General features: G+C 36.7%; 24 protein-coding genes and 1 tRNA gene (1 of these 25 running past the window's edge). 19 read left to right on the top strand and 6 right to left on the bottom strand.

Annotation, left to right across the window (positions count from 1 at the left end; genetic code table 11):
- Positions 1 to 14: 14 nt before the first annotated feature.
- On the top strand, positions 15 to 491 hold the full coding sequence (locus NSCAC_RS05575; RefSeq protein ID WP_232085893.1) for a nucleoside deaminase: 477 nt from the start codon (positions 15 to 17) through the stop codon (positions 489 to 491).
- Positions 492 to 527: 36 nt separating this feature from the next.
- The gene (locus tag NSCAC_RS05570; protein ID WP_197743855.1) at positions 528 to 998 is read left to right on the top strand and encodes a hypothetical protein; all 471 of its coding nucleotides are present in this window, start codon (positions 528 to 530) and stop codon (positions 996 to 998) included.
- Positions 999 to 1,005: 7 nt separating this feature from the next.
- Here the strand turns inward: NSCAC_RS05570 and NSCAC_RS05565 are convergent.
- A tRNA-Glu gene (locus NSCAC_RS05565) sits at positions 1,006 to 1,080 on the bottom strand.
- Between the two features lie 117 nt (positions 1,081 to 1,197).
- Between NSCAC_RS05565 and pcnB the strand changes: the two genes are divergently transcribed.
- The 5 genes from pcnB to panD are packed head-to-tail and all read left to right on the top strand — an operon-like array spanning position 1,198 to position 5,028.
- Positions 1,198 to 2,502 carry a polynucleotide adenylyltransferase PcnB gene (gene pcnB, locus NSCAC_RS05560; protein WP_197745315.1) on the top strand — a complete coding sequence of 435 codons (1,305 nt, stop codon included), beginning with the start codon at positions 1,198 to 1,200 and terminating at the stop codon, positions 2,500 to 2,502.
- Complete coding sequence (gene folK, locus NSCAC_RS05555; protein ID WP_197743854.1) at positions 2,495 to 2,998, top strand: 2-amino-4-hydroxy-6-hydroxymethyldihydropteridine diphosphokinase; 504 nt, start codon at positions 2,495 to 2,497, stop codon at positions 2,996 to 2,998. Before pcnB ends, folK begins: the two co-directional genes overlap by 8 nt.
- A complete protein-coding gene (panB, locus tag NSCAC_RS05550) occupies positions 2,970 to 3,764 on the top strand; it encodes a 3-methyl-2-oxobutanoate hydroxymethyltransferase (protein WP_197743853.1) in 795 nt (264 codons plus the stop codon). The genes folK and panB overlap by 29 nt, the downstream gene beginning before the upstream one ends.
- The gene (panC, locus tag NSCAC_RS05545) at positions 3,764 to 4,612 is read left to right on the top strand and encodes a pantoate--beta-alanine ligase (protein WP_197743852.1); all 849 of its coding nucleotides are present in this window, start codon (positions 3,764 to 3,766) and stop codon (positions 4,610 to 4,612) included. The genes panB and panC overlap by 1 nt, the downstream gene beginning before the upstream one ends.
- Positions 4,613 to 4,635: 23 nt before the next feature.
- Entirely contained in the window at positions 4,636 to 5,028 is a 393-nt protein-coding gene (gene panD, locus NSCAC_RS05540) for an aspartate 1-decarboxylase (RefSeq protein WP_197743851.1), read from the top strand.
- Between the two features lie 32 nt (positions 5,029 to 5,060).
- Here panD and NSCAC_RS05535 read toward each other — a convergent pair whose 3' ends face one another.
- Complete coding sequence (locus NSCAC_RS05535) at positions 5,061 to 5,648, bottom strand: cytochrome P460 family protein (RefSeq protein WP_197743850.1); 588 nt, start codon at positions 5,646 to 5,648, stop codon at positions 5,061 to 5,063.
- A 250-nt stretch (positions 5,649 to 5,898) separates the two neighbouring features.
- Positions 5,899 to 7,386: a MocR-like pyridoxine biosynthesis transcription factor PdxR gene (pdxR, locus tag NSCAC_RS05530; RefSeq protein WP_197743849.1), complete on the bottom strand. Its 1,488-nt coding sequence runs from the start codon at positions 7,384 to 7,386 to the stop codon at positions 5,899 to 5,901.
- A gap of 369 nt (positions 7,387 to 7,755) precedes the next feature.
- On the opposite strand from pdxR, the gene NSCAC_RS05525 reads away from it, so the two are divergent.
- The 3 genes from NSCAC_RS05525 to NSCAC_RS05515 all read left to right on the top strand — a co-directional run bounded on the left by NSCAC_RS05525 (position 7,756) and on the right by NSCAC_RS05515 (position 11,463).
- On the top strand, positions 7,756 to 9,504 hold the full coding sequence (locus NSCAC_RS05525; protein WP_197743848.1) for a multiheme c-type cytochrome: 1,749 nt from the start codon (positions 7,756 to 7,758) through the stop codon (positions 9,502 to 9,504).
- Positions 9,505 to 9,510: 6 nt separating this feature from the next.
- Positions 9,511 to 10,569: a hydroxylamine oxidation protein HaoB gene (gene haoB / locus NSCAC_RS05520; RefSeq protein WP_197743847.1), complete on the top strand. Its 1,059-nt coding sequence runs from the start codon at positions 9,511 to 9,513 to the stop codon at positions 10,567 to 10,569.
- Between the two features lie 246 nt (positions 10,570 to 10,815).
- Positions 10,816 to 11,463 (top strand): NapC/NirT family cytochrome c, encoded by a 648-nt coding sequence (locus tag NSCAC_RS05515; RefSeq protein ID WP_232085892.1) that lies wholly within the window; start codon positions 10,816 to 10,818, stop codon positions 11,461 to 11,463.
- A gap of 96 nt (positions 11,464 to 11,559) precedes the next feature.
- On the opposite strand, the gene NSCAC_RS05510 is transcribed toward NSCAC_RS05515, so the two are convergent.
- The gene (locus NSCAC_RS05510; RefSeq protein WP_197743846.1) at positions 11,560 to 13,284 is read right to left on the bottom strand and encodes a proline--tRNA ligase; all 1,725 of its coding nucleotides are present in this window, start codon (positions 13,282 to 13,284) and stop codon (positions 11,560 to 11,562) included.
- Between the two features lie 148 nt (positions 13,285 to 13,432).
- Here NSCAC_RS05510 and ndk point away from each other — a divergent pair, with 148 nt between their 5' ends.
- The 9 genes from ndk (at position 13,433) to gcvPA (ending at position 23,448) form a co-directional block, all read left to right on the top strand.
- Positions 13,433 to 13,861, top strand: coding sequence for a nucleoside-diphosphate kinase (gene ndk, locus NSCAC_RS05505; RefSeq protein ID WP_197743845.1), 429 nt, complete (start codon positions 13,433 to 13,435; stop codon positions 13,859 to 13,861).
- Between the two features lie 13 nt (positions 13,862 to 13,874).
- Complete coding sequence (rlmN, locus tag NSCAC_RS05500; RefSeq protein ID WP_197743844.1) at positions 13,875 to 14,945, top strand: dual-specificity RNA methyltransferase RlmN; 1,071 nt, start codon at positions 13,875 to 13,877, stop codon at positions 14,943 to 14,945.
- A 34-nt stretch (positions 14,946 to 14,979) separates the two neighbouring features.
- Entirely contained in the window at positions 14,980 to 15,732 is a 753-nt protein-coding gene (pilW, locus tag NSCAC_RS05495; RefSeq protein ID WP_197743843.1) for a type IV pilus biogenesis/stability protein PilW, read from the top strand.
- 49 nt (positions 15,733 to 15,781) lie between these two features.
- Positions 15,782 to 17,056 (top strand): histidine--tRNA ligase, encoded by a 1,275-nt coding sequence (gene hisS / locus NSCAC_RS05490; protein ID WP_197743842.1) that lies wholly within the window; start codon positions 15,782 to 15,784, stop codon positions 17,054 to 17,056.
- A 5-nt stretch (positions 17,057 to 17,061) separates the two neighbouring features.
- Positions 17,062 to 18,714: a glucose-6-phosphate isomerase gene (gene pgi, locus NSCAC_RS05485; RefSeq protein WP_197743841.1), complete on the top strand. Its 1,653-nt coding sequence runs from the start codon at positions 17,062 to 17,064 to the stop codon at positions 18,712 to 18,714.
- Positions 18,715 to 18,817: 103 nt separating this feature from the next.
- Positions 18,818 to 20,086, top strand: coding sequence for a glucose-1-phosphate adenylyltransferase (gene glgC / locus NSCAC_RS05480; RefSeq protein WP_197743840.1), 1,269 nt, complete (start codon positions 18,818 to 18,820; stop codon positions 20,084 to 20,086).
- A gap of 109 nt (positions 20,087 to 20,195) precedes the next feature.
- The gene (malQ, locus tag NSCAC_RS05475; RefSeq protein ID WP_197743839.1) at positions 20,196 to 21,638 is read left to right on the top strand and encodes a 4-alpha-glucanotransferase; all 1,443 of its coding nucleotides are present in this window, start codon (positions 20,196 to 20,198) and stop codon (positions 21,636 to 21,638) included.
- Between the two features lie 40 nt (positions 21,639 to 21,678).
- Complete coding sequence (gene gcvH / locus NSCAC_RS05470; protein ID WP_197743838.1) at positions 21,679 to 22,074, top strand: glycine cleavage system protein GcvH; 396 nt, start codon at positions 21,679 to 21,681, stop codon at positions 22,072 to 22,074.
- An 18-nt stretch (positions 22,075 to 22,092) separates the two neighbouring features.
- On the top strand, positions 22,093 to 23,448 hold the full coding sequence (gene gcvPA / locus NSCAC_RS05465) for an aminomethyl-transferring glycine dehydrogenase subunit GcvPA (RefSeq protein WP_197743837.1): 1,356 nt from the start codon (positions 22,093 to 22,095) through the stop codon (positions 23,446 to 23,448).
- On the opposite strand, the gene NSCAC_RS05460 is transcribed toward gcvPA, so the two are convergent.
- Both NSCAC_RS05460 and NSCAC_RS05455 read right to left on the bottom strand, forming a co-directional pair.
- Positions 23,412 to 24,548 (bottom strand): anhydro-N-acetylmuramic acid kinase, encoded by a 1,137-nt coding sequence (locus tag NSCAC_RS05460; protein ID WP_408609555.1) that lies wholly within the window; start codon positions 24,546 to 24,548, stop codon positions 23,412 to 23,414. The genes gcvPA and NSCAC_RS05460 overlap by 37 nt on opposite strands.
- A 14-nt stretch (positions 24,549 to 24,562) precedes the next feature.
- Positions 24,563 to 25,917, bottom strand: the 3' portion of a protein-coding gene (locus NSCAC_RS05455; RefSeq protein ID WP_197743836.1) for a M23 family metallopeptidase. It continues 49 nt past the right edge of the window; only the last 1,355 of its 1,404 coding nucleotides appear in the window; the start codon falls outside the window, past its right edge; its stop codon occupies positions 24,563 to 24,565.

The following is a 25,917-nucleotide window of genomic DNA, read 5'->3' as shown; positions in this document are numbered from 1 at the left end:
AGGAGTAACTCATTGTGAACCATCAAGATTTTTTAGCACGAACTATAGCATTAGCCAGAGAAAATGTAGAAGAGGGTGGACGACCTTTCTCTACAGTCATTGTTCGTGATGGAGGAATTATCGCAGAGAGCCCAAATAAAGTAGCCCAAACTTATGATCCTACTGCCCATGCAGAAATATTAGCAATTCGAGAAGCTTGCACCAAGCTTAAGACAGAGCACCTAACTGATTGTACTATTTATATACTCACTAGCCCTTGTCCTATGTGTCTAGGTGCTCTTTATTATTGTAGTCCTAAACAGGTAATTTATATGACAACTCGAGAGGATTATGCACCATTTTATCGAGATAATCGTAAATATTTTGAACTAGAAACCTTTTATGATGAGTATACTAAGCCCATAGGGCAGAAAAGATTACCTATGGTTCAAGAACAATCTAAAGAAGTAATTGGAGTTTACAAACGTTGGAGTGAACTAAATAAACTTTAATGATTTATTCATTATATTAATTAAGAGGGGTTGAGAATGAACTGGGATTTAGGTATTGCTATTGGATTACATCTTTTAGGAGTAGTTTGGTGGATTGGTGGACTTGCTTTTGTCACTTTTGTATTTCTTCCCCTTGCTCGAGCTGGAAATTTAGGAGATATATTAGAAGTATTTCAACATATTGAATCTAGATTTGCACCTCAAGTAAAAACAGCCATTATTATTGTTGGCATTGCTGGCTTTTATTTACTTTATCGTTTGAATTTATGGAGCTCTTTTCATGATCCCCATAAGTGGTGGCTATCTTTAATGGTGTTTTATTGGCTTTGGTTTATGATGATGTTGTTTGTGTTACGCCCTATCGGGTTACTAAAGCGAATTATGAAAGGTAGTGGTGGCAATGCGGATAAAGCTTGGCGAAGACTCCATATCATTCATGGTGTACTGTTAACTATTGGATTAGTTATTATTGCAGGAGCTGCTGGAGGTACTTTAGGTTGGTTTTAATTATGGATGGCGCTCCCAAGGGGAATTGAACCCCTGTTACCGCCTTGAGAGGGCGATGTCCTAACCGCTAGACGATGGGAGCTAAGTATCTGCTATTATACATATCCAAGTAAATTGCTTAAAGGGTTAAGTTACTTAGTTATCGATCACTTTATATAATACAGGGCTACTATTCTTTAATTTATAAAAGTAAAGAGCTATCACTATTAATTCTCCAACAATTGTTTCTCAAATTAAGTACAGTATTTTCCGTGAGTGCATTAGTGAGTCTGCTTGCAAAGTTTTAGAGCATCTAAATAAATCAGGATTTAATGCTTACTTAGTTGGGGGATGTGTACGGGATTTATTGCTAGGTTATAAACCCAAAGATTTTGATGTAGCTACTGATGCTACTCCCGAGCAAGTTCGTGAACTATTCCCTAATAGCCGATTAATTGGGCGTAGATTTCGTCTTGCCCATGTACGATTTAAGCGAAATATTGTTGAGGTATCTACCTTCCGAGCTCCACCTTCAGAGAAATTATTAGATCATAATGGGCGGATTATAGACGATAATATTTACGGCACTTTAGAGCAGGATGCTTGGCGGCGGGATTTTTCTATTAATGCACTTTATTATGATATTAGAACTAATTCTGTAATTGATTATACGGGTGGCATAACAGATTTAGAAAATCACCAACTTCGCTTAATTGGCGATCCAATAGTCCGTTATCAAGAAGATCCAGTACGGATGCTACGAGCGGTACGATTTATGTGTAAGCTGAGTTTTCATCTTCACCCTGAAAGCAAAGAAGCTATTTATCAGCTTGCATCTACTTTGCAGAATATTCCTCCGGCACGGCTATTTGAGGAAGTGATTAAGCTATTTTTAAATGGTTATGCTGTACAAGCTTTTAATTTACTTCGTAACTTTGGATTATTTCAATGGCTCTTTCCAGAAACAGAAGCATATTTGGTGCAAGGAGATAGGTTCTCCCAATTTTTTTTAGAACAAGCCCTGATTAATACAGATAACCGAGTCCTAGAAGAAAAACCAGTAACTGCTGCCTTCTTATTTGCTGTTTTTTTATGGGTACCGATTAAAAAATTAATTGATCAATATCCGGATTCTAAAAAAATTGGAGAACTCATTAGAAGATCGGTTGAGAATGTTTTTATCAACCAATCTCGTCATATTACGTTACCACGACGAGTTTCCTTGCCTATGAAAGAAATATGGTATTTACAATCCCGTTTTAAATATCAACAAGGTATGCGAGCAGTGCGTTTATTGCAGCATCCTCGGTTTCGAGCTGCTTATGATTTTTTACTACTTCGTAATCAAGCCGGTGAACATCCCAATGGGCAAGATACAAACTTATGCCAGTGGTGGGATAAAGTCCAAAGTATGGAAGAAAAAGAGCAGTTAAACTATTTAAACCCTAAAAAAAGTAGATCAAACTGTAGCAAAACTAAAAAATTTAAACCTAAGCTAAACCAGCCGATAAGTGTAGATGGCTAGCGTATATATTGGGCTAGGAAGCAATCTTGATTGCCCAAAATCTCATATATCTCAGGGATTACTTGAATTAAATAATTTACCTAATACTAGATATATAATTTGCTCTAGTTTTTATCAAAGTAAGCCTATGGGTCCCCAAGATCAGCCTGATTATATTAATGTAGTTACTAAAATAGTGACCAATCTATCCCCAAAGGATTTATTACTTTCTTTACAGAAAATAGAGCAAGATCATCAACGGGTAAAAACTCGCTATTGGGGAGAGCGTACTTTAGACTTAGATATACTTTTATATGAAGATATAGAGCTACATACAGTACAACTTACGATTCCTCATCCTAAAATGTATGAACGGGGATTTGTGATGTACCCACTTGCGGAAATAGCCCCTCATCTTATAATACCTAGTATGGGGTACATAAGAGAACTAATACCCCATTGTATCTATACTGATGTAACAAAATTGGATGAAACGCCTTACCCTACCCCAACTTAAACAGCTAAAGCAGCAAGGTGAAAAAATTGCCATGCTTACCGCTTATGATGCAAGTTTTGCAATTCTATTAGAGCTTGCTGGAGTAGATGTGCTCCTAGTAGGGGATTCATTAGGAATGGTGATTCAAGGGCAGGAAAGTACAATTGCAGTGAATATAGAGGACATAATTTATCACTGCAAAAATGTAGTAAGAGGTAGTCAACGATCCTTTATCATTGCTGATATGCCTTTTATAACCTATGCAACACCTAATCAAGCGCTTCATAATGCTGCACGGCTTATGAGAGAGGGAGGAGCACATATGGTTAAGTTAGAAGGAGGATCTTTTTTAAAAGAAACTATTTATCAGCTAAGCACCTATGGTATTCCAGTATGCGCTCATTTAGGATTATTACCTCAATCTATTTATCAATTAGGTAGCTATCAAGTACAAGGTAAGGATCAGATTTCAGCGGATCGTATTTATGAAGATGCCGTCACTTTAGAGCAAGCAGGAGCAGATATGCTTATTCTAGAGTGCGTGTCTGCAGTCTTAGGAAAAAAAATTACTCAAGCTTTAGAAATACCAGTGATAAGCTGTGGTGCAGGTCCAGAATGTGATGGACAAGTGCTTGTTCTCTACGATATGTTAGGGATTACCCAAGGAAAAACTCCTAGATTTAATTATAATTTTTTAACTAATAAAGGGAGCGTACTTGATAGTGTTAAATCCTATGTGCATGCAGTAAAAAATAAGCAATTTCCTAGCTCAGCACAAAGCTATTGATGGAAATTATTCAAACTACAGCACTGATGGTAGAGCGGGTAAATCAGTGGCGATCTACTCACAAAAAAATTGCTCTAATCCCTACCATGGGCAATCTCCATGCCGGTCACTTAGCTTTAGTAAAAAATGCTACTGTTCTGGCTGATAGAGTAGTTGTTAGTATTTTTGTGAATCCTTTACAGTTTAATAATGCAAAAGATTATGAGTGTTATCCTAGAACTCTAGAAAACGATTTAAAAGTTTTAGCACCCTATAATATAGCTGCCGTATTTGCTCCTTCAATTTCAGAAATATATTCTCAGTCCTTAGAGCAAACTACTCAAGTTAGTGTACCTATCCTTTCAAATATTCTTGAAGGTGCTTATCGTCCAAGGCATTTTCAAGGAGTGACTACCATTATAGCGAAACTCTTTAATATCACTCAGCCTAAAATAGCTCTGTTTGGAGAAAAAGATTATCAGCAATTATTAATTATTCGCCGTATGGTGCTTGATCTAGCTATTCCGGTAACTATTAAAAGTATCTCTACAGTACGGGATTCAAATGGCTTAGCTCTTAGCTCACGAAACAGTTATTTGTCCGATCAGGAACGAACACAAGCTCCTTTCTTATTTAACACTTTAGATTACATCACTACAGAAATTAAGAAAAGAAAACAAAGCTTTATCCATTTAGAACAAGAAGGCTATAATTTATTAGCAAATCATGGCTTTCAACCTGACTATGTTAGTATTAAAAATATGAACCTACTTGATCCAAATAAAGAGGATCGCAATCTAATTGTTTTAGGAGCAGCTTATTTAGGTAAGACGCGCCTTATTGATAATATACCCATTCAGTTAGGATAAAACGAAATAAAGATAAACTCTCTATGTATTTAACTTTATTAAAATCAAAATTGCATCGAGCTTGCGTAACTCAAGTTGAGCTAGAATATGAGGGATCCTGTGCAATTGATAGTATTTTGTTGGATACCGCTGGAATTAAAGAGTATGAACAAGTGCATATCTATAATATAAATAACGGAGAGCGATTCATTACTTATGCAATGAGAGCTGATCCTAACTCTCAAACAATCTCCCTTAATGGGGCTGCTGCACGAAAGGCTTGCCTTAATGATCGGCTAATTATATGTACCTACGGCATGATCGATAGCGTGGAGGCTGAGCTTTTTAAGCCTGCCCTAGTCTATTTAAACCATAACAATAAAATTGTGGGTACCCACTATATACCTACTACAGAAAGATCGGTAGATAAGGGGTAAAAATATTTACCCCTTCTTGAATTTTTTAATACTCAATCAACCTTATCTTTAGGCTTTGCTGCAGTAAGGGTTGGATAATATTGGGTGAATACCCAATCATCCTGAGCGTTTTTCTCGTGGCAAGTATTACATTCAGCTGTAGGCTGAGCAGCAGTAGTTTGAGGCAAAGGATATTTGGTACCGAACATAAAATAAGCCCAATTACCTGGCTCATTTGGAAAGCGCTTTGAATCCTTAATAGCTGCTTCTAGTCCTGTATAGTTACCCATAAAGTAGCCATTACCAGTTAAGGCATTTTTAGTGCCTATATCTAGTAATTCTTTAATCACGACCGTACCATCACGAAACTCACCGGTTTTTTTCCAATAAGCAAAACTTTCTGGATCCACATAGACATTATGAAATCCATGAATAGCTGCTTTACCATCATTCATATCATTTGGGGTAACTTGAGTGCCTACATGAACCCATTCACGATAATCTTTGGGCTGGATAAGTTCACCTTTACTGGTGAAATGAACGGAAGTAGCAGGGGCACTGTAGGCAGTGCTAATACTTATACTTGTTAGGATTGCTGCTGAAATAAAAACTGCTTTTAGATTGAAATTAGATTGTTTCATTTAAGACTACCTTTTAAAAAATCTTACTATTCTATTTTCCACAAATAACTATATAGAACTATAAAAATATAACCTATCTAAGCAACTTATTATAAGTTTCCTATGTACTTGAGTGTATAAAAAAGTAATTAAAAATCTTACGGAAATAAATATAAGGGATACAAAGTACGATAGTGTCTTTGCTATCTCTAGCGAATCTTATTAATTAATACTCCCTCTCTCTAAGAAATTTAAATCATCCTGTTGAGTTTTAGAGCTTCAATTTTGCTGAGATAGATTTGGTAATTCGGTTTATACCTTCTTGAATCTGAACTTCATCGAGGGAAGAGTACCCAAGTACTAAGGTATGCTTGCTATATTCTTGATACCCAAAATCATGAGCCCCTCCTTTTTCTAAGGTATAAATTCCTACCCCTACTTGTTGGGCAATTTCTTGCATTTCAGCAGCTGTAGGAAGGTAAGAAGGTAAATGCCACACAATATGCATTCCTCCATCTAGCCCTGATAGAGATACTTTACCAAAATGGGATTTTAAAGCTGCGATGAGACAGTCTCTACGGCGAAGATAGGTGCGTCGTATTTGACGTAAATGCCTTGCATAACTTCCATTTGCAATAAAATCAGCCAATACTGCTTGATCAAGCCATGGATTACCGTTATCCAAAAGGGCTTTTACTGTCTTTGCAGGTGTTACTAATACTTCTGGAAGCACTAAGTAACCTAGCCTGAGTCCTGCCCCAATGGATTTAGAGACTGTTCCCATGTAAATAACACAACCATAGGGATCTAAGCCTGCCAAGGCAGTCAATGGTGAGCCATTATGGCGAAAATCGCTATCATAGTCATCCTCTATTAAATAAGCTCCTGTTTCTCCTGCCCAATCTAATAATTGAACCCTACGTTTTAGGGATAGGGTGGCACCTAAAGGATACTGATGAGAGGGGGTAACATAAGCTAGGCTTACTATTGTCGTATTAGGGAGTTTTTCTGTCTGTAATCCATGATGATCAACTGGAATAGGACAAAATTTTGCACCATAACTTTCAAATACATACATAGCCCCCTGATAACAAGGACATTCAGTAACTACAATACTTTCTTGGTTAATTAATAATCGGGCAATAATATTTAAAGCTTGCTGGCTACCACTAACTACAATGATCTGATCTGGGCTAACAGAAATCCCTCGGGCAGGACCTAGGTGATTAACAATAGCTTTTCTCAAAGCCATCAACCCAGTAGGATCACGATATTCAGTAATACCTCCACCGCTTTTATCTAAGTGTTTTAAAATTAGGCGTCGCCAAATCTTGACAGGAAAGGAATTAGGATCTAATCGACCTACTTTAAAATCAATCTCAATTTTACTTCGCTCTGTGTTAGTGAGTTTCTGAGCTCGGCCTTCAAATAATACTGGATGTCTTTTTTTATATATCTTAGTAGGTATTTTTGAGGATTGATTTGGTGTTTTTAACACTACAGAATCTATAGGTAGATTTAAATTAACGTAAGTACCTGCTGCTTTTTGGGTCTGTAAATAATCCTCAGCAATCAGCCGTTCGTAAGCAAGCATAACGGTATTGCGAGAAATACCTAGTTGTTCACTTAAAATACGACTAGCAGGCATCACCATTCCTGGTCTTAGTTTTCCACTTAGGATCAGATTACGAATCTGATCAAAAAGCTGATTTTGTAGCGTTTGGTGACTTCTATGTTTTAGCTTTAAAGGAATCTGCATACTATGCCACTAGTGCCTGTACTTATTCTTTACTACTTTTAGATACCATTATGTATTATTGAGCAACATAAATTTATCTTTTATACGATATAGTTTTGTGGAATTCCCTCTTTTATTGCTATACTGATGCCAATTACAGATATAGTGCATAGATGAAATTTTTAATCATTTTGTACAACCACTACAATAGCTACTGAATTGATTGTCTCTATTGTAGATACTATCTTGTAATAGTATTCTGATTTTGTGGTCTCCTCGCTTTTCAAGCAGTGCTTTACCATTAAAATCTAAACTAAGCGTTTTATACCTCGAGAATTCATGTGCGAGGGAGGTCAATTATGAGTGACAGTGCAATTTAGAGGTCAATATATGAGTAAGAACATAATTAAAAGGCTTTTGCAAGCTGTCGCTGCAATGATAGGCATGGGTCTATTATTTGCAGGAAGTGCAAATGCTGAAATTCCTGTAGAGCTTTACAAAGCTTTAGGAGTAGAACAGGGAGCTTCACCTAAAACACTATATGAAGCAATTACCAAGCGGTATTATGATCCAAAACAAGGTCATGGGGAAGGGAAATACGCCGAGTATTGGTCTCCACTTCCATTTATGCAATATTTGGATCCTGATAGCTACTATAGACCACCACGGGCTCCAGCAAAAGTTGCTACCAGAGAAGAGTGTATAAAATGCCATAAGGATGAAACTCGTGGTTGGGTTCATTCTTGGAAACAAAGTGTTCATGCTAATTTAGATGAGATTCGTAAACTCACTAAAGATGATTCCCGCTTTTACAAAAAAGAGCTCATTAAAAAAGTAGAAACTAATCTTCGCTCTTTAGGGAAACTTGGAGAAGGAGAAGAACTTAAAGAAGTTTCTTGTATTGACTGCCATATGGGTGTTGGTGTTCAAAAGGGTAGTCACAAAGAAGATTTAAGACTTCCTGATGCTGCAGCTTGTGGTGCTTGTCATTTAACAGAGTTTGCTGAAAGAGAAGCAGAGCGTGATACCTTAACTTGGCCAGATACAGATGTACATGGTAAAAAAATGGATCCTATTTGGCCACCAGGTCGCCCTTCCCATGCTTTGGATTATCAAGCAAATGTAGAGCTAGCCACTTGGGCAGCAATGGAAGATCGGGAAATCGCAGATGGTTGTACTATGTGTCATATTAACCAAAATCGCTGTGATACCTGTCATACTCGTCATCAGTTCTCATCTGCAGAGGCACGCAAACCTGAAGCCTGTGCCTATTGTCATAATGGTGCAGACCATAATGAGTTTGAAAACTATATGATGTCTAAACATGGTGCAGTCTATGAAACTCATGGTAGTGAGTGGGATTGGGAAGTGCCCCTTGAACGTGCTATTAGCGATAATAAACAAACTGCTGCTACCTGTGCTTTCTGCCACATGGAGTACAAAGGTAAATTTGCCCATAATTTAGTACGGAAGGTTCGCTGGGCATTCAACCCTCAAGAAGGCATTGCTAATAATCTTGAGCATCCATGGTACAAAGAACGTAGGGATGATTGGGTCGATACCTGTAGAAATTGTCACTCTAAGAAATTTGCTGAAAGTTATTTAACATTCTCAGATAATGGCACAATTTCCGGACTTAAGAAGCAGATTGAAGTAAAAGGAATAATGGAAGCCTTATATAAGGATAAATTATTACCTGGTCAAACTACCAATCGTCCAGCACCTGCAAAACCAGAAAAAGATGGTCCTGGTGAATTTTTCCAACTCTTCATGGCTAAAGATAATAATCCAACAACTGTTGAATTAGCTTATTCTAAGCTGTGGGAGCAAGATTTACTCCAAAACTATAAAGGGCTTTTCCATGCTTTCCCAGGTGGGTTTACCTATACTTGGGGTTGGGCACCTTTAATACAACACTATACTGAAATTCAAACTGAAAATACCAAACTGAGAGATTTTGCTAAATTAAAATCTCAAGTTGCTTCTTTAGAAGCTACCGTTGGTAAATTAAAAACTGCAAGCTTGTTAGAGTTAGATAGCAAAGTGAAACAAGCAACAGTAGGCGGCTTGGGAAGCGGTATGGTGCTTGTAGGTTTAGGATTAGTGGCTTGGCGTCGTAAACTGAAAACAGAAGGTTAATATTCTGTGTCTGTAGCGAATAAAGCTATACCATCACTTTCAGGAGTATATAAAGCACCTCTGCTTATTGGGAGTATCCTAATAACAGGGGGGCTTTCCCTCCTTATATGGCTTGGGTGGTCATTACTTCACCCCACCAGTAGTGAAGGTGCTCCCTATCAATATCAAAAAGTAGCAGAAGGAAAAATCGAGGATTTTTCAGATTTAGAAGATCTTAAAAACTATGAGAATCTAGGGATCAGTATTCTTAAGTATGAATTAACTGCTGAAAAGGTCCAAAAAACACCCCTAGCAGAGTTTTACACTGGTACTAGAGATAAAAAAGATTCACCTGTATTGCTTTTATGGAAAAATAATCTTAGAGAACCAATTATCACGATTACAAGTGGAGCTAAAGATCTAAATGATTTAGCTCAAGCTGTAATACAACATGTTCCTAAGACAGGAATGGTATTGAGCTGGTGGGATACTTCTCGCCGCCTTAATCTATTAACAGATATAACTACCTTGTTCCATACAAATAATATAGCTGAACCAATTATTATACCTGGTCCGTGGACTAATCAATCGAAAGGGATTAGAAAATTCGAAAATGAGTTCTGGCAAGTAAGTGACTCAAATAAGGAAAGAAAACAGCTAGGTGATCTTGTAGATGCTTTTTTGGCTGATGAAACTACAGGGGTTTCTATGCTAAGAAGCTTTACCAAGAATAAAGATGTATACATTGTGGTTCACTATTCTGATATATACAAAATAGGGGTCATGGAACCAAATCGATTAGGTATAGGGTTTAAGGATTTTCCTAATCAAGGACAAACCCATGCATTAATTCCCCACGTAAAAGAGTGGGTAGAGAAAAATGGTTATACATCTTATTTAGTGGAACGGCTGGATAAAGATGTTATTCGTGCCTATTTTCTCACTGATAATTCTTCTAAAGATACTTTGATAGCAAAAATGCTACCTTTTAACTCTTCAAATCCAGCGAGACTTCAAGAACTTCGTCTTCTTGCTCAGTATGGAGGTTATTGGGTGTATTCCTTGCCTATGGATAGCAACAAATAAGAAGTCCTATGTTGGATATTCTATATTTTTATTGTTGAGTGATTACCTTAAGTTGATGAGTATACGCTTTAAGCCTAAGTAACTAATCTAGGTTAAAATTTATAAACAATTTTTGTAGTGTGTTAATGATAAAGCAATATAAAACGTTTTGAGCAAGAGGCAATAAATATATTTTTGTATGGTTTATCCTTATCTAATCTATAAGAAGTGTAAGAACACACTATATCGCCCAAGGAGTAAATAGCTATGTTGTTGTCTAAGTTAACGCAATGGTGGCAAGCCATTCGTGAATATCTTGAAGTAAATTGGCGACCTGTACTAATTGGTGCAGGAAGCCTACTTGCTTTACTTATTGTGGTTTTTGGTGGAGAGGCAGCACTATCAACAACTACTTTCTGTACCAGCTGTCATTCTATGTCCTATCCTTATAAGGAATTAAAGGAATCCCCTCATTATGGATCCTATGGGTTAGATCCAGGTTGTAAAGATTGCCATATTCCTCGCGGGTTATCTAATTTCCATAAAGCAGTAGCTACTCATGTAGTTGATGGTGCTAGAGAGCTCTATCTGGAAATTTTTGAAGATTATTCTACGATTGATAAATTCGATGAGCGTCGCCAAGAAATGGCACAGCATGCACGTATGAATATCAAAAATTGGGATAGTCTTACCTGTAAAAGTTGTCATGTAAATCCACAACCTGTGCCAAAATCTGGGCAAAAAGCTCATAAAAAATTAAAGCAAGGATGGACCTGTATTGATTGCCATCAAAATCTTGTACATAAACACGTGAAGTTTACTGATCTGAATGAAAGTAAGAAACAAGGTAAAATGGTGATTATGGATAAGCCTATTGATTGGACAGATAAATACCCTCAGGATGATCGCTATTAGGAAAAAGCTATATTTTAGTTTATTTCTTAATTTGTTAGGAATAAAAAACCCCGGGACACCCTGGGGTTTTTGTTTTTTATAAGCCTAGGTTATTTATTAAGACGAATAGCTTAGATTTAAATGAGTTTTAAGTATTGAAGTTAAATCAGTTAGCTTTATTTGAATGCTTTCTTTATCTTGCCTTCCCTTATACTCTACGGTACCGGATTCTAATCCTCGTTCACTAATGACTAAACGATAGGGGATACCAATTAAATCCATATCAGCAAACATAACCCCTGGTCGTAATTCACGATCATCTAGCAGGACATCAAAACCAGCATCTTGAAGTTCTATATACAACTTATCTGCTGTTTCTCTCACTTGATCTGATTTATGCCTATTAATGGGAATTAAAGCTAGCTGAAAAGGAGCAATTGCAGCTGGCCAAATAATTCCATAATCATCGTAGTTCTGCTCAATAGTAGCAGCAACTATTCGAGACACTCCGATACCATAACAGCCCATAGTAAGACCTATAGCATGTCCAGTTTCATCGAGCACTGATACATCCATTGCTTGGGTATATTTATTGCCTAGCTGAAAAATATGACCCACTTCTATTCCTCGAGTAATAGATAAATATCCTTTTCCATCAGGACTAGAATCCATATCAACCACATTACGAATATCAGCAGTAACAGGTTTGGGTAAATCCCGACCCCAGTTTGCTCCAGTAAAGTGTTTACCTTCTATATTGGCACCGCATATAAAATTGATTAATGCTGCTGCACTATGGTCTGCAATAACAGGAATATTTAAACTTATAGGACCTATAGATCCTACTTTAATTTGACACATATCCCATATTTCCTCTGAAGTAGCAAATTTTAAGGGGCTGGCAATTTGAGGGAGTTTTTGTGCCTTGATTGCATTAAGATCATGATCACCTCGAAACACTAAAGCGACTAATTGGCTATCGATACCATGCACTAACAAGGTTTTGAGACATTGTTTTGGGGAAACATTTAGGAATTGGCTTACTTCCTCGATCGTATGTTGATTTGGTGTATCAACTAAAGTTAAATTCTCCTTAGGCAAGGTATTTTCTAAATTTGAAGGAGGTAATGCCTCCGCCAATTCAACATTGGCCGCATAGTCACTTTGATTTGAGACAGCAATGGCATCTTCACCAGAATCAGCAAGGACATGAAATTCATGGGAAGTATTACCCCCAATAGATCCTGTATCTGCTTGGACTGCTCGGAAATTTAAACCAATTTTAGTAAAGATGCGAGTATAAGTCTCATACATTTGCTGGTATGTATGATCTAATGATTCTTGATTTAAATGAAAGGAATAAGCATCTTTCATTAAAAATTCTCGAGCACGCATAATACCAAATCGAGGCCTGATTTCGTCTCGAAATTTGGTTTGAATTTGATAAAAAAGTATAGGTAATTGTTTATAGCTTTTTAACTCTTGGCGTGCTAAATCAGTAATAATCTCTTCGTGGGTAGGACCAAAGCAAAAGTATCGTTGATGCCGATCAATTAATCTTAGTAGCTCAGGTCCATATTGATCCCATCTGCCTGTTTCCTGCCAAAGTTCAGCTGGCTGTACCGCAGGCATAAGTACTTCTTGAGCACCTATCCGATTCATCTCTTCACGGATAATATTTTCAACTCTACGTAATACTTTTAATCCTAGAGGTAGCCAAGTATAGACTCCTCCTGTGAGGCGACGAATAAAGCCTCCTCTAAGCATCAGTTGATGACTAATAATTTCTGCATCAGTAGGAATTTCACGAGTAGTTGAAAGTAAGTATTGGGAAGCTCTCATAGTTTTTTAAATAAAATTTAATCTTTTTGTTGATTTCATTATGTATTTACTGCCAGGCTATCATTAAGTTTAATGATAGTGGTATCATTTTTATGTTTTTTTTGAAAAGCATAATGAAGTACTTAAGTTTAATGGAGTGTTTTACATAATGGCAATTGAACGTACGCTTTCTATTATAAAACCAGATGCAGTTGCAAAGAATGTAATTGGAGAAATTGATGCTCGCTTTGAAAAAGCTGGCCTTAGAATTGTGGCAATGCGAATGCTTCAGCTTAATAGAGAGCAAGCACAAAAATTTTATATTGTACATGCCCAGCGCCCATTCTATAGCGATCTTGTAGAATTTATGATTTCAGGACCTATTATAGTACAAGTTATTGAAGGAGAAGATGCCATTACAAAAAACCGTGAGCTTATGGGTTCAACAAATCCTAAAGAGGCAGCACTTGGCACTATTCGAGCAGATTTTGCAGAGAGCATCAATGCAAATGCAGTTCATGGCTCTGATGGACCAGATACAGCCAAAGTGGAAATTGAATTCTTTTTTAAGCCAGAGGAAATTTGTTGTAGAACTTAATTTTTAAGCTGTTGTGGTTAATAATCCAATTAATATTTTCGATTTAGATCGGATAAAGCTGGAGTCTTTTTTTATAAATCTTGGTGAGAAACCTTTTCGTGCTCGTCAAGTACTCAATTGGATACATCAGCGCTTTGTCACTGACTATAATCAGATGACAGATTTAAGCAGGTCTTTACGGGAAAAGTTGGCAGAATATACTGTTACAGATCTTCCTAAAATAGAGCACCAGTATGATTCAACAGATGGAACTCGTAAATGGTTACTACGTTTATCTTGTGGAAATTGTATTGAAACTGTTTTTATTCCTGAGGAGAACCGAGGGACACTTTGTATTTCTTCTCAAGTAGGGTGTATTTTAAATTGTTCTTTCTGTTCAACGGGGAAACAAGGATTTAATCGTAACTTACGAACTTCTGAAATTATTGGTCAATTATGGCTAGCAAATGAGTCATTAAAGCAGTCTAAGGCTAATTCTCAAGCGATTACAAATGTAGTAATGATGGGCATGGGAGAACCACTTGCTAATTTTAATAACGTAGTAACCGCTATGAATCTCATATTAGACGACTTTTCTTATGGACTATCTTGGCGGCGCGTCACTTTAAGTACGGCAGGTATGGTACCTGGAATCGATCGATTACGGGTAGTTTGCCCTGTCAGTTTAGCCATTTCCCTTCATGCATCTGATGATAAATTACGGGATGTGCTTGTCCCTATAAACAAACAATATCCTTTGCAAGAATTACTTGCTGCATGTCATCGTTATGTTATTGGGAATAACAAACGAATTATTACCTTTGAATACGTTATGTTGGCAGGGGTAAATGATTCACCATATCATGCCCAACAGCTTGCAAAGCTTTTAAAAGATTTTCCAGCTAAGGTAAATTTAATTCCCTTCAATCCTTTTACAAATAGTCTGTATCAACGCTCTAGTATGGATGTAATTAATGTATTTAGAGAAGTGTTATTAAAAAAGGGAATTGTTACTGTAACAAGGAAAACTCGTGGTGATGATATTGCTGCTGCCTGTGGACAACTAGCTGGTCAAGTAAAGGATAGAACTCACCGTTTCAATTAAAGAATAAGAATTAAACAATAAATGATGTCTTACCATGAAATTTATACGCATTTTTATTACTATCGTAGTAGTTACTCCCCCTATAACAGGCTGTTTTACCCCCTCTACTAAGATGAAAGAGGCTGCTGAGATTAATACCCAAATGGGAATTGAGTATTTTAAACAAGGGGATCTTAAGCAAGCATTTCAAAAACTAAACCGAGCGATTGAGGAAGATCCCACTCTAGCAAATGCTTATAGCAGCTTGGCTTTGCTTGATCAACGATTAGGAAAAAATAAAGAAGCAGAAAAAAATTTCTTAAAAGCAATTAAATTAGATTCGGATAGTCCAGAAACTCAAAATAATTATGGGGTTTTTCTTTATCAGCAAGGACGTTATCAGGAAGCTGAAAGGCATTTCTTAAATGCAGTAAAAAATCCATTTTATAGTACACCTGCCTTAGCCTATGAGAATGCTGGAATAGCCACTCAAAGATTAGGAGACTATAAAAAGGCTGAGAAACACTATTTAAGTGCACTTCAAATTCAAAAAAACCTTCCAGTTTCTTTATACCATATGGCAGAAATTAAATTTCAGTTAAAGCAATATAATGAAGCCCAAGAGTATCTGCAACGTTACCAGAAAATTGCTAATAATACAGCACAATCTTTATGGTTAGGAATAAATATTGAAAGAAGTCTTCATAATGAAGGGATGGCTGCTCAATATGCCTTATTTTTAAAGCAGAATTTCCCAGATTCGGTAGAAAATCAAATGGCTCAGCAAAGTATAGAGCAAGTGCCATAGTTTTTACATATTGTTAGGATATATTAAGAATTTAGCTAACTGATAAATTGTGACTAAAAAAATACAAGCTATTCGAGGCATGAATGATATCTTGCCAAAGCAAACTAAAGACTGGCAGAAAGTAGAAGATACTCTGCATAGAGTGTTAGCTAACTATGGCTATCAGGAAATTAGATTGCCTCTACTAGAAATGACTGATCTATTTCAACGTTCAATTGGTGAAGTAACTGATATTGTTGAAAAAGAAATGTATACTTTTCAAGATCTTAATGGGGATAGCTTAACATTAAGACCTGAGGGTACAGCAAGCTGTGTTCGTGCAGTACTACAACATAATTTACTTACACAAGGAATACAAAGGCTTTGGTATTATGGTCCTATGTTTCGTCATGAACGACCGCAAAAAGGTCGATATCGCCAATTTTATCAGTTTGGGGTAGAAGCCTTAGGTGTACCAGGACCTGATGTAGATGCAGAATTGATATTTATGACTGCTCGATTTTGGCAGGAACTTGGGTTAAAAGGGTTGCAGCTTGAACTTAATTCTTTGGGATCACCAGAATCAAGGACAAATTATCGAGAGGCACTGGTTGCATTTTTTACTAAACATCAATCTGCCTTAGATGAAGACAGTCAGCGTCGGATGCGTACTAACCCTCTAAGAATATTAGATAGTAAAAATCCACAAATACAAGATCTAATTAATGAAGCTCCACGAATTCTAGACTATTTAGATGATAAATCTCGTGAGCATTTTGATTTATTGCAAAACTTACTTAATAAGGTTGGGATAGCCTATAAAATTAACCCACGATTAGTGCGAGGCTTAGATTATTACACTCGAACTGTATTTGAGTGGACAACAGATCAATTAGGAGCTCAAGGCACTGTTTGTGCGGGAGGGCGTTACGATGGGCTAATCGCACAATTAGGTGGTAATACTACTCCAGCTGCAGGATTTGCTCTTGGTTTAGATCGATTAGTTGCTTTGCTCAAAGATAAAGGATTGATTGAGTCACAAACATCCGTCGATGCTTACTTAGTTGCTGTAGGTATACAAGCAGAAAAGCAAGCACTATATTTAGCCGAAGAGCTACGAACAAAGATACCTACTATTCGATTACAAACTAATTATAATGGCGGTAATTTTAAAAATCAGTTGAAAAAGGCAGATCGCAGTGGTGCTCGCTGGGCATTAATTCTTGGCGAGGATGAAATTACTCAAAATACTGTAGGTATAAAAGATTTACGTGGTACACAACCCCAGCAATTTATTCCATGGAATAAATTGCCTGATCATATTAACCAGCAATTGAAAGGTTAAATTTTATGAATACTCCTGTAACACATACTTCCACTTGGGAAAAACTCTCTAAACATTATGAAGAAGTAAAAAACCTCCATATGCGGGATTTGTTCGCTTCTGATCCTCAAAGATTCGAGCGATTCTCTTTAACACTTAAGGATATTCTTTTTGACTATTCAAAAAATAGAATTACTCAAGAAACTATTAATTTACTGGTTGATCTTGCCCGTGAGCGAGATATAAAGCGATGGATTGCACGGATGTTTTCAGGTGAGGCAATTAACATTACAGAAAATCGATCTGTGCTTCACATTGCTCTGCGTAATCGATCTAATACACCCATCATTGCTAATGATGGTGAAGATGTAATGCCAAAAGTGAATGAGGTATTAAAACGTATTCGAGAGTTTTGTAATGAAATTCATAGCCATAAATGGTTAGGTTTTAGTGGGGCTCCTATAAAAGATATTGTAAACATCGGAATTGGTGGCTCAGATTTAGGACCGGTTATGGTAACTGAAGCATTACGTCCCTATGCTAAACAAGGAATTCGTGCTCATTTTGTTTCAAATATTGATGGTACTCAATTAATTGAGGTGCTCAAGAATATTCAACCAGAAACTACTCTATTCATTATTGCATCAAAAACATTTACAACCCATGAAACACTGACTAATGCCCATAGTGCAAGAGAATGGCTACTGCGAGTAGCACCAGATGAGAGTGCGGTTGCGAAACACTTCGTCGCCATATCTACAAATAAAAATGAAGTAGAAAAATTCGGTATCGACTCTCGTAATATGTTTGAGTTTTGGGATTGGGTAGGTGGTCGCTACTCTTTTTGGAGTGCCATTGGTTTATCTATTGCCCTTTATATTGGTATGGATAACTTTGAATCTATATTGGAAGGAGGTCATGCAATGGATAAACATTTTGAAGAAGCACCTCTTGAAGAAAATATGCCAGTAATTGCAGGTATGTTGGATGTCTGGAATATAAATTTTTTAGGGGCAAGAAGTCATGCTGTTTTACCCTATGATCAATATCTACATCGACTACCTGCTTATCTACAGCAATTACAGATGGAAAGTAATGGTAAAAGCGTGACTCGAAATGGAGAATTTGTAGACTATGCTACAGGAGATGTTATCTGGGGAGAACCAGGTACTAATGGACAACATGCTTTTTATCAGCTTTTACACCAAGGAACTCCTTTAATTATAGGAGATTTTTTGGCACCCATTGAGACTCATAATCCAGTAGGCGTACATCATAAAATTTTGCTCGCGAACTTTTTTGCCCAAACTGAATCTCTAATGAAAGGAAAGACGGCAAATGAAGTCAGGGCTGAATTAGAGGCAGCACATTACGATAAAGACAAGATAGATCAATTAATCCCTCATAAAGTATTTAAGGGTAATCATCCAAGTAACTCTATTCTCTTCTCTAAATTAACTCCCTACATGTTAGGTTCTATTGTTGCTTTCTATGAACACAGAGTATTTGTGCAGGGTATTATTTGGAATATAAATTCATTTGATCAATGGGGTGTGGAGCTAGGAAAACAATTAGCAAAGGTTATTTTACCAGAGCTTCAAACAGAAGGTACGGTAACTAGCCACGATTCTTCTACTAATGGGCTGATTAATTATTATAAATATATGACCCAAGATTAAAAAACCTTCTAATAAGATATACTATTCAGTAGGTATTGGAGTTTTCTGATGCCTACTGATCTTTTATTTTCTGTAATTGCTAATTATAGGGGAGGCTAGAGTCATGGTTGAAAATTATAATGCACGGTTTATTAGCCGCTTAACTCGAGATACGGTAGCCCTTGTATTAGCGGGAGGGAGAGGATCACGACTTAAGCAGCTAACGAATTGGCGTGCTAAACCGGCTGTACCTATTGCAGGTAAATTTCGTATTATTGATTTTCCTCTTTCTAATTGTATAAATTCCGGTATTAGAAAAATTGGCGTACTTACTCAATATAAGGCTCATTCTTTGATCCGCCATATTCAGCAAGGCTGGGGATTTATGCGAGGTTATTTTGGTGATTTTATTGAATTATTACCTGCTTCGCAACGTACTGGAGAAGGTAGTTGGTATGTAGGTACTGCAGATGCAGTTTACCAGAACTTAGATATTATTCGCTCCTACCAACCTAAGTATATCCTGATCCTAGCAGGAGATCATGTCTATAAGATGGATTATGGGGAGATGCTTGCTTATCATGTAGAGCGGGAATCTGATGTTACTGTAGGGTGCATCCATGTACCACTTAAAGAGGCTTCAGCTTTTGGGGTAATAGAGATAGATGAAAATTTACGGGTAACCTCGTTTATAGAAAAACCTGAAAATCCTCAACCATCACCAGGGAAAACTGATGAAACCCTTGCTTCTATGGGTATTTATATCTTTAATGCAGATTTTTTATATGAACAATTAGTACGAGACTCCGATTTTACGAATACTTCCCATGATTTTGGAAGGGATATTGTACCTAATATTATCCGCAATAATTATCGAGTTATGGCTTTCCCTTTTCGAGATGTACAGGGAGGTGACCCTGGTTATTGGCGAGATGTGGGTACTATAGACGCTTTTTGGAAAACCAATATAGAACTAGTAAGTGTTAGGCCAGAGCTTAATCTTTATGATAAAGATTGGCCTATATGGACTCACCAAGTACAGTTACCTCCAGCTAAATTTATTTTTAATACAGCAGATAGATGTGGTATAGCTATAGATTCTATGGTATCTGGAGGGTGTGTGATTTCTGGATCTAAGGTGTATCACTCCTTGTTATTTTCTAATGTCTCTATTCATTCTTATAGTGAAATTAGAGATAGTGTGATATTACCTGATGTAGTTATAGGTCGGCATTGCCGTATCAGCAAAGCAATTATAGATAGAGGTTGCTATATTCCAGATAATACAATTATTGGAGAAGATATAGAAAAAGATAAGGATCGCTTTTATGTGAGTGAAGAAACCGTAGTTTTAGTAACCCCAGAGATGTTAGGACAAAATCGTATTTATTAAATACTATTTTTTTCTTTATTGCTAAAAACTATAGATTTACGTTTAATCTGTTTGGTAGATTGGTGCTCCTTTTATTAAAAAGTAACTTTTATAAAGGAGTATGTACTATATGAATGATGGTACACTCCAGAAAAGATGTGCTGGAGTCTTACTTCATATTACCTCCCTTCCCAATAGAGATTTAGGAGCAGATGCTTATAGGTTTGTAGATTTCCTAGCCCAATCAGGCATGAGTCTATGGCAGATTCTTCCACTTGGGCCTACTCAAGGTAATTTATCCCCATATCAATGTTTGTCAGCTCATGCAGGCAATCCAAAACTTATTTCACTACAGAATTTAGCAAATGAGCCTTGGTTTAACTTTAAACAATCTACATCATCCCGTAATCGGAGGAAAATTCTAAAACTAGCCTATCAAGTGGCTAATCAAGATAAAAAGATTCAACAAAATTTTCTGTCTTTTTGTAATGAGCATGCTTTTTGGTTAGAGGATTATGCAATATTTAGTACGCTATTAGAGATTCATGGTAATAAACCTTGGTTTAAATGGCCTAAAAGATTACGAAATCGGGATATAAAATACTTAAAAGAGATCAAACTAGAGTTTACTGATCGTATAAACCAATTTTGTTTTGAACAGTTTATATTTTTTCAACAATGGCTGAAGCTAAAGGCTTATGCTAATCAAAATGGAATTTTTATTATTGGGGATATGCCTATCTTTATTGCTCATAACTGTGTTGATGTATGGGCACACCCAGAATATTTTACTTTAGATCAAGACGGTCAGTTAACCTCAGTAGCAGGTGTACCTCCAGATTCTTTTTCTAAAATGGGGCAGCGTTGGGGAAATCCTTTATATTGCTGGGATAAAATGGAAGCTGATGGGTTTCAATGGTGGATCCAGAGAATGGGTACTCAATTTAAACTCTATGATATAGTAAGGGTCGATCATTTTCGTGGTTTTGAGTCTTATTGGGAAATTCCAGCAGCTTATAGAACAGCAATGAAAGGGCATTGGGTAACTGCCCCTGGAGAAGCGTTATTTACAGCATTAAAGTCCTATTATGGTACTTTGCCTATTATCGCTGAAGATCTGGGATATATTACCCCTGAAGTAGAGACGTTGCGAGATCAGTTTTATTTACCTGGAATGCGAATTTTACAATTTGCATTTGATGGTAATCCGAACAATTCATATCTTCCAGCTAATCATATTGAAAACTGTGCTGTGTACACAGGCACTCATGATAATGATACTACCTTAGGATGGTTTAATAGTTTATCTAAAAAAAAGCAGCAAACTATTTATAAGTATCTAGGAGATTCCAAAAAATCTATGCCATGGGATTTAATTCAAAGTGGATTAAATTCAATAGCTCAATATATTGTTATTCCTATGCAAGATATTCTAGAACTTGGTAGTGAAGGACGTATGAATGTACCGGGCACCATTAGAGGTAATTGGCGATGGTATTTTAATTGGCAGCAAATTAAGTCAGGATTACAAGAAAAGCTTTATGGCTTACTAGCGAATAGTAATCGATTATAAACAACAGATAAGGGTTAAAAATAAATTAGGGAGAATTTTAATGAGTAATGTTCCTTCAGAATTAAAATATAGCAAAACCCATGAATGGGTTAAAAAAGAAGGAGGAGATCAAATTACAATAGGTATTAGTAATCATGCACAACAATTGTTAGGAGATATAGTATATGTTGAATTACCTGCTGTAGGCACTAATATTCAGAGTGGATCAGAGTGTATGGTAGTAGAGTCAGTAAAAGCAGCTTCGGATATTTATGCTCCTATAGATGGGGAAGTTATTGAAATTAACACGCTGCTTGCAGATCGTCCTGAACTTATTAATCAAGATCCTTATGGCAATGGTTGGTTATTTCGATTGCAAATAAATAATATGGAAGGCTTTGAGCAATTATTAGATTCTGAGGCTTATATACAATTTGTTGCTGATGAAAATCATTAATTAAGAGAGATATTGATTATGCCATTTATTCCTCATACTCACGATGATATTCAAGCAATGCTCACTAAGATTGGTGCAGCTAATATAGATACTCTCTTTGATGAAATTCCTGCTAATTTAAGAACTACAATTAGCCATTCAGTACCTCAAGGATTAAATGAAATAGAAGCTACTCAGCTGCTGATAAAAAAAGCGACAGAAAATATACCGCAAATATGTTTTGCTGGAGGAGGTGCTTATCAGCATCATATTCCTGCCGCTGTATGGGAAATTGTCTCCCGTGGAGAATTTTATAGTGCATATACACCTTATCAGGCAGAAGCAAGCCAAGGTACTCTGCAAATTATTTATGAATATCAGAGTATGATTACCTCTCTAGCCGGTATGGATGTGAGCAATGCTTCAGTTTATGATGGAGCCTCTGCATTAGGAGAATCAGTATTAATGGCTGTTCGTCTTATGCGAAATAAACCAGCTACTATTTTACTACCTGATACTATCCATCCAAACTATCGTAAGGTAACAGCCACTTTAGTAGAAGATCAAAAGATTACCTTGCAAAAGGTACCCTATAGTTCATCAGGAACGATTGATTTTGATACATTAAAATCTTATGGAAATGATTTTGCGGCTCTAGTAATTCCTCAGCCAAACTATTTTGGTTCTTTAGAAGAAGTAGACACACTAACTAATTGGGCACATGATCAAGGTAGCTTAGTAATTAGCGTAGTCAATCCCATATCTCTAGCATTGCTTAAGCCACCGGGGCAGTGGGGTAATAAGGGAGCAGATATTGTCTGTGGAGAAGGGCAACCTTTAGGTATACCCCTAGCAAATGGAGGACCTTATTTTGGATTTATGGCCTGTAAGCAAGCACATATTCGTCAAATGCCAGGTCGAATTGTAGGGCGTACTGTAGATATGGAAAATAAGCCGGGATATGCCCTTACTTTACAAGCTAGAGAGCAACATATTCGCCGTTCAAAAGCAACGTCAAATATTTGTACAAATCAAGGATTAATGGTTACTGCTGCAACCATACATATGTCTCTTTTAGGCTATAAAGGATTAGCACAAGTAGCCATATCTTGTCATAGCAACATATCTTATTTAGTGAAAAAATTAGCAGCTATTTCAGGTATTCAATTAGTATTTAATAAGCCATTTTTCCATGAAGCGGTACTAAAACTTCCAATTCCTGCTAGAGAGATTTTATCTTACTTAGGTCAGAGAGGGATTTTAGCTGGAATAGCACTAGGAGGAGATTATCCTGAATTAGGTGATAACGCACTGTTAGTGTGTGCTACTGAGATGCGTACACATGAGGAGATGGATCTTTATGCAAAAGAACTAGGTAATTTTTTAGCAGGATAAATAGCTCCTAAAATTACTGACCTTTTTGCACCAGTTACAGTAGGTATGTTCCCGGGTAGTCCTTCTAGGGTTTGTTTGGCTAACCAAGCAAAAGCACAAGACTCTACCCATTTAGGAGGAATTCCATAATCTGTGGTGGTAGTAATTTTGCAGTGAGGTAATACCCTTTGTAGATTCTCCATGAGAGTTTTATTATATGCTCCGCCCCCACAAACTACTAGCTCATTAGGCTGAAAGTGAGAACTAGTGACTGCTAACTGAATGCTCTTTGCAGTTAAAGTGCATAGAGTAGCTTGAACATCTTCAGGAGAAATTTTTTTATTTACTTTATTTAAGATGTCTTGTAACCAAAATAGATTGAAATATTCCCTACCTGTACTTTTAGGTGGCTTTAAAGAAAAATATGGATCGTCCAACAGCATATGTAGTAATTCATCATTCATTCGTCCAGAGGCTGCCCAGATTCCATTTTGATCCATAACTTGATCTTGATGCTCGGCTATCCATTGATCCATAAGGGTGTTACCAGGACCCGTATCGAATCCCCATATTGGAAGATCTTGATTAGCAGGTAATAAGCTGATATTGGCTATACCACCAATATTTAATACAGCAATATCTTGATTAAATATTTTTTTCTGTAGGAGAGTAGCATGAAAAGCGGAGGTAAGCGGTGCTCCTTGCCCTCCAGCAGCCATATCACGACGACGAAAATCAGCTACTGTAGTAACTCCTGTAATCTCTGCGATTATATTAGGATCTGCTAATTGTAAAGTAAAGGGATAAGAAGTTTGGTTAGGATAATGATAGATAGTTTGACCATGGCTTCCTATACCTTGAATTTTAGTAGGAGAAGTATTTGCTTTTTTTAGTATTTCTGTTGCTGTTTCTGCAAACAAGTATCCAAGCTTAATATCTAAAGTACCTAGGTCTTTTAGGGAAATTTTATGATTTTTTACTAATTCAGAAAGCTGATTTTTTAAAGATTGAGGAAAAAGAGTAGTATGGGTTGCCTGAATTTCAAAAGATTCTGATTTAATTAATACACCGTCTATAGAGTCCATACTTGTACCAGACATAAGACCTATATAAAGGGGCATAATAAATTTACTTTTTAATCTAATATTGCAAGATCTGTATCTGCCATTTCTAACTGCGTGATAAGTTCATGGGCAGTATTTTGAAAATCCTCCATAAAAGCGGCAGGAATATTCTCTGCTTTAGGTAATTCTACAGTAAGAGGATTACGTGGAATACCATTTACTTGAATTTCATAATGCAAGTGAGGTCCGGTTGCAAGCCCAGTTTGACCTACATAGCCTATAGTTTCTCCCTTTTTAACCTTTTTGCCTCGCTTTAACCCTTTTTTAAAACGAGATAAATGGGCATAGAGTGTACGATACTTTTCGTTGTGTTTTAAGATAATAGCATTACCATATCCGCCTTTTTTTCCGAAAAAAATAACTTTACCATCACTAGCAGCCTGAATTGGTGTGCCTGAAGGAGCAGCATAATCTACACCATTATGTGCACGAACTTTTTGTAAAACAGGATGTTTACGTTTTGCATTAAAGTAGGAACTAATACGAGTATAGTGAACCGGTGCTCTAGAGAAATCCCTACGTAGACTCTCCCCTTCTGGAGTGTAGTAGCTACTATTACCATAAAGATCAGTATAGCGAATAGCACGAGAAATTTTACCTCGATTAATAAACTCAGCGGCTATAATCGTTTCTTTTCCTATTACTTTATTTTGTAAATAGCTTTCTTCTAATAGGACCTTAAATGTATCCTTAGGTTGCAAATCTGAGGTAAAATCAATATTTTCTCTAAAAATATGTGCTAAATTCATGATCTGAGTATTTTTAAGCCCAGCATGAAGTCCATCTTTAACTAGAGAATGCTTAATAGTTCCTATAACTAGTTTATGATGGATCTCTGGCTCTTGTGTTATTTTATGAGCTTGGAGCTTATTATCCTTTAGATAAATCTCTAAGTAATCAGTAGTGTTAATACTAGTATGTAATTTAGATAACTTACGAATACCTTCACTTTCTGTATATGCTATTTTTAATAGATTCCCAGGCATTAAATAAGCTAGCGGAGAAGCTATTTTTCCTAGAGCAATAATCTCATAGGATTCACGTGGATCTAAGCCTAAATTTGAAAAAATGACCGATAAGCTATCGCCTTTACCAACAATAACTTCTTGCCAAATCTCACTATTAGCTACCCTCTGTACAGGAGGGACAGTAATCGCATTTTCCCTGTCTTTAGGAAATGGAGAGGTGGATTCTCCGGTATTAGTTGATGGATTTAGCAGTGTTTCAGGCTGAGTTTGAATATTGTAATCTAGATTCTTAGAGAGATCTCTATCATAGAGTGCTAAACTAGCTCCAGTGCCTAAAATACCAATACACCCTAATAGAACCAGCCAAGGTGTATGGTTTCTTTTACGCCTATAAGTTT

Source organism: Candidatus Nitrosacidococcus tergens, assembly GCF_902810445.1.
In the GTDB taxonomy this organism is placed as follows: Bacteria; Pseudomonadota; Gammaproteobacteria; order Nitrosococcales; family Nitrosococcaceae; genus Nitrosacidococcus; species Nitrosacidococcus tergens.
The sequence above is the reverse complement of the archived record's forward strand: the minus strand, read 5'-3'. Positions and strand labels throughout refer to the sequence as shown.